Source organism: Bradyrhizobium sp. CCBAU 11430, assembly GCF_028128855.1.
Lineage (GTDB): Bacteria > Pseudomonadota > Alphaproteobacteria > Rhizobiales > Xanthobacteraceae > Bradyrhizobium > Bradyrhizobium ottawaense.
Genome location: NZ_LBJV01000058.1, coordinates 14,871 through 27,338, shown reverse-complemented (window position 1 = coordinate 27,338; position 12,468 = coordinate 14,871). Strand labels below are relative to the sequence as shown.

Annotated in this window: 13 protein-coding genes; 6 read left to right on the top strand and 7 right to left on the bottom strand. The window is 63.0% G+C overall.

What is annotated here, in order from left to right:
* The first annotated feature begins 166 nt into the window (after positions 1 to 166).
* The 4 genes from XI04_RS18370 (at position 167) to XI04_RS18355 (ending at position 5,905) form a co-directional block, all read left to right on the top strand.
* Complete coding sequence (locus XI04_RS18370) at positions 167 to 832, top strand: STM3941 family protein (RefSeq protein ID WP_028145665.1); 666 nt, start codon at positions 167 to 169, stop codon at positions 830 to 832.
* Between the two features lie 297 nt (positions 833 to 1,129).
* Complete coding sequence (locus XI04_RS18365) at positions 1,130 to 3,073, top strand: PrkA family serine protein kinase (RefSeq protein WP_028145664.1); 1,944 nt, start codon at positions 1,130 to 1,132, stop codon at positions 3,071 to 3,073.
* Positions 3,074 to 3,092: 19 nt separating this feature from the next.
* Positions 3,093 to 4,370: a YeaH/YhbH family protein gene (locus tag XI04_RS18360; RefSeq protein ID WP_028145663.1), complete on the top strand. Its 1,278-nt coding sequence runs from the start codon at positions 3,093 to 3,095 to the stop codon at positions 4,368 to 4,370.
* Positions 4,367 to 5,905, top strand: a complete 1,539-nt coding sequence (locus XI04_RS18355) for a SpoVR family protein (protein WP_028145662.1) — start codon at positions 4,367 to 4,369, stop codon at positions 5,903 to 5,905. The genes XI04_RS18360 and XI04_RS18355 overlap by 4 nt, the downstream gene beginning before the upstream one ends.
* 251 nt (positions 5,906 to 6,156) lie before the next feature.
* Here XI04_RS18355 and XI04_RS18350 read toward each other — a convergent pair whose 3' ends face one another.
* The 6 genes from XI04_RS18350 to XI04_RS18325 all read right to left on the bottom strand — a co-directional run bounded on the left by XI04_RS18350 (position 6,157) and on the right by XI04_RS18325 (position 8,988).
* On the bottom strand, positions 6,157 to 6,591 hold the full coding sequence (locus XI04_RS18350; RefSeq protein ID WP_038950962.1) for a DUF1801 domain-containing protein: 435 nt from the start codon (positions 6,589 to 6,591) through the stop codon (positions 6,157 to 6,159).
* A 14-nt stretch (positions 6,592 to 6,605) separates the two neighbouring features.
* Positions 6,606 to 6,800, bottom strand: a complete 195-nt coding sequence (locus XI04_RS18345) for a hypothetical protein (RefSeq protein WP_085967818.1) — start codon at positions 6,798 to 6,800, stop codon at positions 6,606 to 6,608.
* A gap of 59 nt (positions 6,801 to 6,859) precedes the next feature.
* Positions 6,860 to 7,291, bottom strand: coding sequence for an SRPBCC family protein (locus XI04_RS18340; protein WP_028145659.1), 432 nt, complete (start codon positions 7,289 to 7,291; stop codon positions 6,860 to 6,862).
* Complete coding sequence (locus tag XI04_RS18335) at positions 7,288 to 7,611, bottom strand: ArsR/SmtB family transcription factor (protein ID WP_028145658.1); 324 nt, start codon at positions 7,609 to 7,611, stop codon at positions 7,288 to 7,290. Before XI04_RS18335 ends, XI04_RS18340 begins: the two co-directional genes overlap by 4 nt.
* A 263-nt stretch (positions 7,612 to 7,874) precedes the next feature.
* Positions 7,875 to 8,324 carry a DsrE family protein gene (locus XI04_RS18330; RefSeq protein ID WP_271610438.1) on the bottom strand — a complete coding sequence of 150 codons (450 nt, stop codon included), beginning with the start codon at positions 8,322 to 8,324 and terminating at the stop codon, positions 7,875 to 7,877.
* Between the two features lie 43 nt (positions 8,325 to 8,367).
* Complete coding sequence (locus XI04_RS18325; RefSeq protein ID WP_038950961.1) at positions 8,368 to 8,988, bottom strand: hypothetical protein; 621 nt, start codon at positions 8,986 to 8,988, stop codon at positions 8,368 to 8,370.
* 304 nt (positions 8,989 to 9,292) lie between these two features.
* On the opposite strand from XI04_RS18325, the gene XI04_RS18320 reads away from it, so the two are divergent.
* Together XI04_RS18320 and XI04_RS18315 are read left to right on the top strand one after the other, a co-directional pair.
* Complete coding sequence (locus XI04_RS18320) at positions 9,293 to 10,834, top strand: SUMF1/EgtB/PvdO family nonheme iron enzyme (protein WP_271610439.1); 1,542 nt, start codon at positions 9,293 to 9,295, stop codon at positions 10,832 to 10,834.
* Positions 10,835 to 10,851: 17 nt separating this feature from the next.
* Positions 10,852 to 11,301, top strand: coding sequence for a DUF4399 domain-containing protein (locus XI04_RS18315; RefSeq protein ID WP_028145654.1), 450 nt, complete (start codon positions 10,852 to 10,854; stop codon positions 11,299 to 11,301).
* On the opposite strand, the gene XI04_RS18310 is transcribed toward XI04_RS18315, so the two are convergent.
* Positions 11,302 to 12,357, bottom strand: coding sequence for a 2-oxoacid:ferredoxin oxidoreductase subunit beta (locus XI04_RS18310; protein WP_018318541.1), 1,056 nt, complete (start codon positions 12,355 to 12,357; stop codon positions 11,302 to 11,304). It lies immediately after the preceding gene.
* Positions 12,358 to 12,468: the final 111 nt, after the last annotated feature.

Here is a 12,468-nt window from a genome sequence, read left to right as displayed (position 1 = left end):
TCATGGCGATCCGGGCGGCAGTAGCGGTTGTTGCGTAAAAAGTCGTTGGCCGAAGGTTCGGCCGGGTCTCCTTGCGTAACGCCGGCCGCTTCGTCGTCAGCCAGTGGCTGCGTGGAGTGCCATCAGCGGATTCCGGTCCGTCTGGTGCATCGTGGTTCGGCCGCGAATGGCCATGCTGGGGAAGAGCATGCACGCCCATCCTGAAGGTCTGGCGTTTGCTGTCGCCGACAGCCAGCAATCTGCCATGACCATCGACGCATCCCGCGATCTCGAAATCAGGCGATGCGCGACGCAGTTACGGCTGCTGGTTGCAGCGGGGTTTGCGATGACCCTGCTCAGCGCGAGCCTCGCTTTCGACTTGTGGGACGGTTTGGGCGACTACGACACGACGCTCGGCTATGCCGGCGTCGTGCTGTTCGGCCTGGTGACCTGCCGGCTGATCTGGATGCTGCCCGCCGAACGGGGGGCGGTCGTGGTCGTCACCCCCTACGGCATCCGCGATCTGCGCATCGGCAATGAATTTCTGCCGTGGGATTCGATTGCAGAGATTTCGGCTGAGGAAAGCCGCGGCCACAAGATGATCGTGCTGACGCCGACGCCGGCTTTGCAGCAGCAGCTCTGCGGCATCCGCGATCTGGCCCGTTGCGCGCGAAACGATCGCATCGTCATCCTGTCGGACGGCCTGGCGACCGATTTTGATACATTGCTGCGCGCTTGCCGCGACTGTCACGCTGCCAGCACTCCGCGCGCCGCATTGCAGCAGGAAGATGAACGCGGCACCCAAGGTGGTAACCAAGGCGGCGCTCAAGGCTTCGCCGTACAAGCGTCATAAGATCGCCGCTCGCCGATCGCTATGCTGCAACGCCGGATGGTCTCATCCCCGGTAACGCCCGGATGTTGCGACCGAGTGACATTTTGTGGAAATGAGCCAATATAGACAGAGATTCGCACAAAATACGGGCAGGTGCCTGTTCGTAACTCAACGAGTGCCTACGTTGTGCGTTGCGTCGTGTCTGCACCCGGGTGTCCAATGATCGTCATGTGCTCACGCTGATTCGAAACGGCCTGAGGAACGGTCCGGCAACTGCTTTCGTTTCAGCTTGTAGCGGAACTCACGCGGAGAGGGATCATGTACAACGATTCTCTATTCAACGCTTTCGCTAAGTCGTTCGAGGCGAGAAGCCAACACGACATGTCGATGGCGGAATATCTGGAATCGTGTCGAAGCGATCCCATGAAATACGCGAACGCGGCCGAGCGACTGCTAGCGGCGATCGGTGACCCCCAGACGATTGACACGGCCAAGGATACCCGCCTTGGCCGTATTTTTTTGAACCGTACGATCCGTACCTATCCGGCCTTCGCCGGCTTCTACGGCATGGAAGAAACCATCGAGCGCATCGTCGGTTTCTTCCGCCATGCGGCGCAAGGTCTCGAAGAGCGCAAGCAGATCCTTTATCTGCTCGGCCCGGTCGGCGGCGGCAAATCCTCGCTCGCCGAGCGCCTGAAGTCGCTGATGGAAGTGCATCCGATCTACGTGCTCAAGGCCGGCGATGAACTCTCGCCCGTGTTCGAGAGCCCGCTCAGCCTGTTCGATCCCGATCAGCTCGGCCCGATGCTGGAAGAGAAATACGGCATTCCGCGCCGTCGTCTCACCGGCCTGATGAGCCCGTGGTGCTACAAGAGGCTGGAAGCCTTCGGCGGCGATATCTCCCAGTTTCGTGTCGCAAAAATCCAGCCGTCGCGGCTGCGCCAGATTGCGATCTCCAAGACCGAGCCCGGTGACGAGAACAACCAGGACATCTCCTCGCTGGTCGGCAAGGTCGATATCCGCAAGCTCGAGACCTACGCGCAGAACGACCCCGACGCCTACAGCTATTCCGGCGGCCTCAATCGCGCCAACCAGGGCGTGCTCGAGTTCGTCGAGATGTTCAAGGCGCCGATCAAGATGCTGCACCCGCTGCTGACCGCGACGCAGGAAGGCAACTATATCGGCACCGAAAACATCGGCGCGATCCCGTTCACCGGCGTCATCCTCGCGCATTCCAACGAGGCCGAGTGGTCGAGCTTCAAGGCCAACAAGAACAACGAGGCCTTCATCGACCGCATCTGCGTCATCAAGGTGCCGTACTGCCTGCGCGTCACCGAGGAGCAGAAGATCTACGAGAAGCTGATCCAGGGCTCCGAGCTCGCGTCGGCGCCTTGCGCGCCTTCGACGCTGGAGACGCTGGCGCGGTTCTCGGTGATGTCGCGCCTTCGCAAGCACGAGAACTCCACCCTGTTCGGCAAGATGCGGGTCTATGACGGCGAGAGCCTGAAGGAATCCGATCCGAAGGCGCGCAGCGTCCAGGAATACCGCGACGCCGCCGGCGTCGACGAGGGCATGGACGGCGTCTCCACCCGCTTTGCCTTCAAGATCCTGGCCGCGACCTTCAACCACGATCCGCAGGAGGTCGCCGCCGACGCCGTGCATCTGATGTACGCGCTGGAACAGTCGATCCGCCGCGAGCAGCTGCCGGAGGAGGTCGAGAAGCGTTATCTCGAATTCATCAAGGCGGATCTGGCGCCGCGCTACGCCGAGTTCATCGGCAACGAGATCCAGAAGGCCTACCTGGAATCCTACTCGGATTACGGCCAGAATCTGTTCGACCGCTACGTCGACTATGCCGACGCCTGGATCGAGGACCAGGACTTCAAGGATCCCGACACCGGCCAGCTGCTCGATCGCGAGCTTTTGAACCAGGAGCTGACCAAAATCGAGAAGCCGGCGGGCATCGCCAACCCCAAGGACTTCCGCAACGAGGTCGTCAAATTCTCGTTACGGTCGCGAGCCCAGCACGGTGGCAAAAATCCGACCTGGACCTCCTACGAGAAGATTCGCGACGTGATCGAAAAGAGGATATTCTCGCAAGTCGAGGACCTGCTTCCGGTCATCTCTTTCGGATCGAAGAAGGACGGCGAGACGGAGAAGAAGCACGGCGAGTTCGTCGCACGCATGGTGGAGCGTGGCTACACCGAGCGTCAGGTTCGCCGGCTCGTCGAATGGTACATGCGTGTGAAGCAGGCCGGTTGAGGCGGATGGTAAAGTGCCCATTCACATTATTGACAGGCGCCTGAATCCAGGCGGCAAGAGTCTTGAGAACCGCCAGCGGTTCTTGCGTCGGGCCAAATCCCTGGTGCAGGGCGCCGTCAAGAAGACCTCGCAGGAACGCGACATCAAGGACGTCCTGGAGGGTGGTGAGGTCACGATCCCGCTCGACGGCATGCACGAGCCGCGCTTCCGCCGCGAAGGCGGAACGCGCGACATGGTGCTGCCCGGGAACAAGAAGTTCATCGAGGGCGACTATCTGCAGCGCTCCGGCCAGGGCAGCGCCAAGAATTCCGGCCCGGGCGAAGGCGACAGCGAGGACGCCTTCCGCTTCGTGCTCTCCCGCGACGAGTTCGTCGATCTCTTCCTCGACGATCTCGAACTGCCGGATCTCGCCAAGCGCAAGATCGCGCAGACCGAGAGCGAGGGCATCCAGCGCGCCGGCTACACCACGTCGGGCTCGCCCGCCAACATCTCGGTGAGCCGGACGGTGAAGCTGGCGCTCGCCCGCCGCATCGCGCTCAAGCGTCCCCGCAAGGAGGAGATCGAGGAACTGGAAGCCGCGCTCGCCGCGTGCACGGACGAGGACGAGCGCGTGGAGCTTCTCGCCCAGCTCGAAAAGCTGAAGGCGAAGTCCAAGCGGATTCCCTTCATCGATCCGCTCGACATCCGCTACCGCCGCTTCGAGACGGTGCCGAAGCCGGTGGCGCAGGCGGTGATGTTCTGCCTGATGGACGTGTCGGGCTCGATGTCCGAGCACATGAAGGATCTCGCCAAGCGCTTCTACATGCTGCTCTACGTGTTCCTGAAGCGCCGCTACAAGCACGTCGAGATCGTCTTCATCCGCCACACCGACCGCGCCGAGGAGGTGGACGAGCAGACCTTCTTCTATGGCCCGGCCTCGGGCGGCACGCTGGTCTCGAGCGCGCTGCAGGCGATGCACGAGATCGTGCGCGAGCGCTTCAACCCGTCGGACTGGAACATCTACGCCGCGCAGGCCTCCGACGGCGACAATTCCTATTCCGACGGCGAGCTCACAGGGCTCCTGCTGACCGACAAGATCCTGCCGGTCTGTCAGTTCTTCGCCTATCTCGAGGTCGGGGAATCCGGCGGCAGCGCCTTCGATCTCTCCGACTCCTCGCTCTGGACCCTTTACGAGCGCCTGCGCAACGGCGGCGCACCGCTCTCGATGCGCAAGGTCAGCGAGCGCAGCGAGATCTTTCCGGTGTTCCACGATCTGTTCCAGCGCCGCGAAACTGCCCAGGAGAAAGCCGCTCCATGACGGAACGATTGTTCGAAGGCGCGGATTGGGATTTCCACACCTTGCAGCGCATCACCGATGCCTGCGAGATGGTGGCGACGAAAGATCTCGGGCTCGACGTCTACCCGAACCAGATCGAGGTCATCACCGCCGAGCAGATGCTGGATGCCTACTCCTCCGTCGGCATGCCGCTGTTCTACAAGCACTGGTCGTTCGGCAAGCAATTCGCTTTCCATGAGGCATCCTATCGCAAGGGCCTGATGGGGCTCGCCTATGAGATCGTGATCAACTCCTCGCCCTGCATCTCTTATCTGATGGAGGAGAACACGGCGACGATGCAGACCCTCGTGATCGCGCACGCCGCTTTCGGCCACAACCACTTCTTCAAGAACAACTACCTGTTCAAACAGTGGACCGACGCCGACGGCATCCTGGATTATCTCGACTTCGCCAAGACGTATGTCATGCAATGCGAGGAGCGCTACGGCCGCGTCGAGGTCGAGCGCACGCTCGATGCCGCGCATGCGCTGATGTCGCACGGCATCGACCGCTATCCCGGCAAGAAGAAGCTGGACTTGCGCGCCGAGGAGAAGCGGGCAGGGCGGCGCCGCCAGCACGAGGAGGAGGTCTTCAACGACCTCTGGCGCACCGTCCCCAAGGGCGCGGCCAAGAGCCGGTCAGCGCTCAGCATCGAGCGCCGCCGCAAGCTGCTCGGCCTGCCGCAGGAAAACCTGCTCTACTTCCTGGAGAAGAGTGCGCCGCGGCTGGCGCCGTGGCAACGCGAGCTGCTGCGCATCGTCCGCCACATCGCGCAATATTTCTATCCGCAGAGCCAGACCAAGGTGATGAACGAGGGGACGGCCACCTACGTCCACTATCGCATCATGACCAAGCTGCACGAGCAGGGCCGCATCACCGACGGCAATTTCCTGGAATTCCTGGGATCCCACACCAACGTGGTGTTCCAGCCCGAATTCGACGACCCGCGCTTCTCCGGATTCAACCCCTATGCGCTCGGCTTTGCCGTGATGCAGGACATCGAGCGCATCGTCACCAAACCGGAGGACGAGGACCGCGAATGGTTCCCCGACATCGCCGGCAAGGGCGACGTGATGGGCGTGCTGCGCGACGTCTGGGCCAACTACCGCGATGAAAGCTTCATCGCCCAGTTCCTGAGCCCGAAGCTGATGCGGCACTTCCGCATGTTCCATCTGCACGACGATCCCGAGGAGCGTGCCGGCATCCGGGTCGATGCCATCCACGACGAGCGCGGCTTCCGCCGCGTCCGCCGCGAGCTGGCGCGGCAGCACGATGTCGGCTTCATCGACGCCAATATCGAGGTCGTCGACGTCGATCTCTCCGGCGACCGCCGCCTGATCCTGCACCACCACGTCATCAAGGGCTCGCAGCTCAACGAGACCGATGCCAAGCGGGTGCTGCAGCACCTGGCCGATCTCTGGACCTACGACGTCGCGCTGATCGAGGTCGATGCCAACGACAAGGTCATGCGCGAATACGTCGTGAGCCCGCGCCCGATCCCGGCGGCGGTGGCTTGAGGCGGCTGACTGTGCCGGACGTCTGATGGGTTACCCTCAACTAGCGCACCGGCGGAGGTGCGTTCCCTCCCCCCTTGTGGGGGAGGGTTAGGGAGAGGGGTACCCAGCAAAAGGTGCTGGTCGTTGATGATGCACCGAGTGCGATCGCGCGACGGAAAGAATCCCCGTGTCGCACCCCCCTCCCTGCCCCTCCCCCACAAGGGGGGAGGGAACGGAGAGAGGCTCCGAACTCGCTTTGAACTCGCTACCCCTTAGCGCTTCGCCGGCTTCTTCACCTTGCTCATATTCAACTCCACCGCCGCGCGGATCAGCGCCTTCAACGCCTTTTCGTTGATCTTCTCGCCCTCGCGAATGTCGATCGCGCGCCGGACATTGCCCTCGAGGCTGGAATTGAACAGGGCGGCCGGGTCGTCCAGCGCGGCGCCCTTGGCAAAGGTCATCTTCACCACTTCCTTGTAGGTCTCGCCGGTGCAGATGATGCCGTCGTGCTCCCAGACGGGAACGCCGCGCCACTTCCATTCCTCGACGACCTCGGGATCCGCCTGCTTGATCAGGCCGCGGACCCGCGCCAGCATTTCGCCGCGCCAGTCGCCGAGCTCCTTGATCCTGCCGTCGATCAGCTTGGCGGGCGACGGCCCAGTCGCGTCTTTCGTGCTGGTCTTCTTCGCCGCTACTGCCTTCTTCATCGTCTCGCCTCGTGTCACGCGTTGCCGCGGCGGCCGAGATAGGGCAGCGCGAACAGATAGAGCCCGGTCGCCAGCAGCGGGATCAGCGGGACCAGCGCCAGGAAGCCGATCCAGACGGCCTGGAGCTGCATGGTCATGGCGACGATGTTGGCGATGACGGCAAGCGTGAAAGCCATCGACAGCCAGCGATGGATCTGACGAATCCGCATGTCTGTGCTCACTGGGGTCTCCTTCTAGAGATGATTGGAATGGATATGGCCGGCCGGAGCTATTCCCCCCGCGCCAGCACCTCGTCCAGCTTGGCAAGGAACTGCTTCCAGCCGGCATGCGCGCCGCCGTAAGCCTGCTTCTGCGTCGGGCTGAAGCCCGCCTGCTCGACGCGTAAGTGCGTGCCCGCGCCGGTCGGAGTCAGCGTGAAGGTGACGACGCTCTTGAGGTCGAACGCGGCGTCCTCATGCGAGAAATTCCAGGTGTAGGCGAGCGTCTTCTGCGGCTCGATGGTGAGCACCTCGCAGTCCAGCACGCCGCCCCATTCGCCGCGAAGATTGAAGCGATGACCGACTGACGGCTTGAAGTCGTTCTTCATCAGCCATTCCTCGATCAGATGCGGCTGCGTAAGCGCGCGCCAGAGCCGCTCGGCCGGGAAGGCGAATTCGCGCTCGATCACGACGGAGCGCGTTTCGCTTGAGGCTTCGGTCATTGGTCCATCCTCTTCAGGAGATCGTCGAGTGCGTCGAGCCGCCTCTGCCAGAATCCGGTCATCTGGCTGGTCCAGTCGAGCAGCGGATCGAGTGCGCCGGGCTGCGCGCTGTAATGGGTCTGCCGTCCCTCATGGCGGTCGCGCACCAGGCCGGCCAGCTTCAACGCGCCGAGATGTTTTGAGACTGCCGGCTGGGAAACGCCGGATCTCACGGTCAGGGCCCCGACCGTCTGCTCCCCCTCGCGGCACAGCCGCTCGAAGATCGCCCGCCTTGTGGGGTCGGCGAGCGTCCGGAACAGGAGGTCGGGGGCGAGGGACATGGGAATCCATAACCGGGAAGTTATGGTTTAACTCATAACCGTTGGGTTATGGGTAAGTCAAGCATGATGGCGGCGGCGGGAGCTTTGCAGCGGAAGGCATCCGCGGGCGCGACTTACCTCTCTCGCTTGCGGGAGAGGTCGACGCGAAGCGTTGGGTGAGGGTTCTCTCCTCTGGGGGTTCTTCATTGCGGAGACACCCTCTCCCCAACCCTCCCCCGCAAGCGGGGGAAGGGGCGCACCTTTCTCGTGGCAACCGCAATGCCCTACGGCCGCAGATACAGATACCCCTGCGACTGCAGCTCAGCCAAACGAACCACGCCGCCCTTTTCCGCGCTCACGAAGCCCGGCAGCAGCTCGGTGAGCGTCACGTTCTGCGCCTTCATCGTGTTGCCGCACGCGGCGAGCTCGACGCCATCCTTGGAGAATTCGCCCACGCGCTTGCTGATGTCGGGGTTGGCCTGCGCCGAGTGGAATGCCTTCAGCGCCGGCCCGTGGATCACCAGCGCGATCGTGACGTGATCAGGATCGTCGACGCCGTCGATGTGGTTCTGGATGTTGCCGAGCACGAAATTGACCTTCTCGGCATCGCTGAGATGGTAGACCACTTTGAGCTTGTTGCCCGCGCCCGCTTCCGTCGCGGCTTTCGCGCTGGAGGCACCGAATGCCGCGCCCAGGGCCGAGATTGCGCTCCACAAGATGTTCCGCCGGTTCATGGCGATCTCCCTCGACTGGACTGAATTCGCCGGGGACATATCATCATTTGTGGCGGAGGGCGGCGAGTTCTTTGCGGTCGGTCACCAGCGAAGCGCACTCGCTGTTGTCGGTGCGGTCGAGGCGGAAAATCCGGTCGTCGGCACCGCCGACCAGCGACTGCTCGGCCTCGTCATCCGGCTTGTTGTTCTGCCAGACGCGGACCTGTTCGAGCCGTACGATCGCCGATCGGTCGTCTTTGGACAGTGCAACGCCGATGCCACCGCCCTCGCAATCGACACCGCAACCGAGGCGAACCTCGTTGCCGTCCTTGGTGAATACGGCGTGGTTACAAGAACCGCTGGAGTCGAAATCGCCGGAGCGATGGCGGTACCTGAAGCCCAGGCGGAAGGAATTGTGCAGCTCCCTGTCTTCCTTGTCCAACTCGGCTGAGATCAGCAGCTTCATCGAAGCGACCTTCTGTTTCGGATGCCGCGCCAGATGCTCCGCATCGTAGCGGCGGACGAAGCAGGCATAGGCCTTGTTGCCGGGGGTGCCCGCATACATCCGCGTGTTGAAGGTCTCGGCCTCGGCCTTGCTGGCTTCGCGGATGTCGTCAGCCTCATCCGCGTGGGCCGCGCTGATGAGTGCGGCAACGGCGAGGGCAGTCAGGAGAGAGAGCTTCATGATGGCCTCGAGCGCAATAGCTGAGCTGTAGGCTTTAGACGCGGCCCAAGTGCGACGCGTTCAACGCGCGCAAGTCGCGCATGATCATCGCAGCGCGGAGTGGGATGGATAGTTCCAGGCACGGCGTTAGTCACCGGGAGGGCGAGGAAGGTTCAACCGATGCGACGCCTTCGCCGTCCGGAACTCGATCCCTGGGAGTCCTTCGACATTGCTCCATTTCATCAATGTGATAGCCTTCACAGACGGTCGCCTTTAGCGGTCGTAAGCTGGGGCTGCCTTTGTAGGTTTGTGGAGTCCCCCCGCAATGGGCGAAATTCGCAACTTCAGACCCGGAAGTCAGGATGAGCCGCCTCCGCACGGCTCAATGCCTCGTCGTCTCGCAGCCATCATCGTCGGTGACATCGCCTCCTACAGCCGCATGATGCAGGCCGACGAGGAGGGCACGCATGTCCGCGTCAAGCGGATCGAGCGTGATCTCATCCAGCCCAGCATCGTCGAACATCACGGGGCGCTGGTGAAGACGACGGGCGATGGCTTCATCGCGATCTTCGACAGTCCTGTCGAGGCCGTTCGCTGCAGCATCGTCATCCAGCAGAACCTCATCGGCCGCAATGCCTCGCTTCCGAAGCACTCCCGGCTCGAATACCGGATCGGCGTCAATCTCGGTGACGTGATCGTGGAGCCGGACGATGTCTATGGCGACGGAGTCAACATCGCCACTCGTATCGAGGGTATCGCCGAGCCCGGTCACGTCTATATCTCGGGCGCGATCTACGAGCAGATCAAGCACAAGGTGGTGTGCGGCTATGAGTCGCTCGGGGACCGCAAGGTCAAGAACATCACGGATCCGGTGCGCGTCTATCGCGTGCTGCCGGACGCAGATGCCGTCGGAAGGACGCGAGGACGGCGCGAGAATACTCTGATCTTTCTCCTTGGCATCACGCTGCTGGTGATTGCGACCGGCGCGCTGTGGTATCTGCTGGCGCAGCCGCGGGGTGGAGTGGGCGAGCAGGCCGCTACGCCGGCCGCATCCCCGGTCGCTTCCCCGAGCCCGCTGGCTCCGCCGCGCGAAGCGGCGACGCAAGCGCCGCAACCATCTCCGTCATTGGCGTCGTCTCCGGCACCGGCGCCCAGCCCGTCGGTCGCGCCGCCCAGCCCATCGGCCACGCCGCCCCGCGAACCCGAGATGATCGCCATTCGCGGCGGCAGCTTTGCGATGGGAAGCAATGACGATCCGACCGAACGTCCTGTCCACCAGGTCACGGTCAAGCCGTTCTCGATCGGCAAATATCCGGTGACCGTGCAGGAATGGAACGAATGCGCGGCCGCAAAGGCGTGCAGCTTCACCGCTACCGGCAAAGACGATGCGCCGATCAGCAATGTGAGCTGGACCGACGCGCAGCAATATGCGGGGTATCTGGCGCAGGCGACCAAGAAGCCCTACCGGCTTCCGAGCGAAGCCGAATGGGAATACGCCGCGCGCGGCGGCACGCAGAGCAAATATTGGTGGGGCGACAAGCTCCAGCCAGGCATGGCCGGATGCAAGGATTGCGGTGACCTCGCGGCCGAGCAGCCGGCGAAGGTCGGCAGCTTCAAGCCGAACCCGTTCGGCCTCCACGACATGGGTGGCGGTATCGATCAATGGGTCGAGGACTGCTGGCACAAGACCTATCAGGGCGCGCCCACCGACGGCTCGGCATGGAGTGGCGGGGACTGCAGCTCGCACGTCCTGCGCTCGGGCTCGTGGAAGAACGATGCGAGATATGTGAGGCCATCCAATCGCGATGGTTACGACACCAATGTCCGTTATCCCACGCATGGATTCCGCGTCGCGCTCGGTCCGTAAGTGCTGGAGTGGATTTGATGAAGATCATTCATTGTGTCGCATTGGCGACGGCGATCGCAGTGCACCCGGGCGCAGCCTACTCGCAGGGAAAGACCGCGCCAAAGGACGCAAAGCTCTATTTCATCACGCCGCACGATGGGCAGAAGGTTCGCGGTGGATTCTGGGTCCGGTTCGGGCTGCGCAACATGGGCGTGACGCATGCCGGCGACGATTACCAGAATGCCGGTCATCATCATCTGCTGGTCGACGTCAACGATCCCATCGATCCCAAGGAGCCGATCCCGCAGGACAAGTCGCACCTGCATTTCGGCGCAGGGCAGACCGAGACCATGCTGGACCTTGCGCCGGGGACTCACACCCTGCAGCTGGTGCTCGGCGACGCCAAGCACTATCCGTTCGAACCGCCGGTCGTGTCGGAGAAGATCACCATACGCGTCAGGTCGCCGGCTGCGGCCCGGAGCAAATGATCACCGCAGGCTGGCGTTGATCTTGTCCAGCACGGCCGAACCCGGGCACAGCGTGTCCGCTTCCAGCGTGTTGAGCGGCGTCTCGACCGTGTTGAGATGCTCGTGCAGATCTTCGGCGTCGGGGTCGACGTAAAGGAGACCCGTGACGATCTGCCCCTTGGCGGCGTGCCGCGCGAGGAAGGTCTGGGCGCCCAGCCGGTCATGCGGATCGTAGTCGGCGTCGATCTTGCGCAGCGCGATCTTGCTGCCGTCATGCTGCTCGACCATTTGCACCGTGCCCGGCGCATAATCCACCGCGATGGGGTCGCGGCCGACCAGCACGTCGAGCCGGTTCACGGCGTCGTTGTGCTCGCGGACATAATCAAAGCTCTTGGTCGAGCCGGCGTGGTTGTTGAAGGCGATGCAGGGGCTGATGACGTCGATGAAGGACGCGCCCTTGTGGCGGATCGCGGCCGCGATCAGCGGCACCAGCTGGGTCTTGTCGCCGGAGAAGCTGCGCGCGACGAAGGTGGCGCCCAGCTGCAGCGCGATCGCAACGAGGTCGATGGCGTTGTCGGTGTTGGTGACGCCCTTCTTGGACTTCGAGCCGCGGTCGGCGGTGGCCGAGAACTGGCCCTTGGTCAGCCCGTAGACGCCGTTGTTCTCGACGATGTAGGTCATGTTGACGCCGCGCCGGATCGAGTGTGCGAACTGGCCGAACCCGATCGAGGCGGAATCGCCGTCGCCGGAGACGCCGAGATAGATCAGATCGCGGTTGGCGAGGTTGGCGCCGGTGAGCACGGATGGCATGCGGCCGTGCACGGAGTTGAAGCCGTGCGAATTGCCGAGGAAATAGTCCGGCGTCTTCGACGAGCAGCCGATCCCGGAGATCTTCGCCACCCGGTGCGGCTCGATCGAGAGCTCGTAGCAGGCCTCGATGATCGAAGCCGTGATCGAATCGTGACCGCAGCCGGCGCACAGCGTCGAGATCTTGCCCTCGTAGTCGCGATGCGTGTAGCCGAGCTCGTTCTTCTTGAGGCCGGGATGATGGAATTTCGGCTTTGCAATGTAGGTCATGAGAGCACCTGCGATCCCAAGCCCGTCATGGAGGGCTTGTCCCGGCCATCCACGTCTTGGCCGGGAAGAAGAAAGGCGTGGATGCCCGGATCAAGTCCGGGCATGACGATG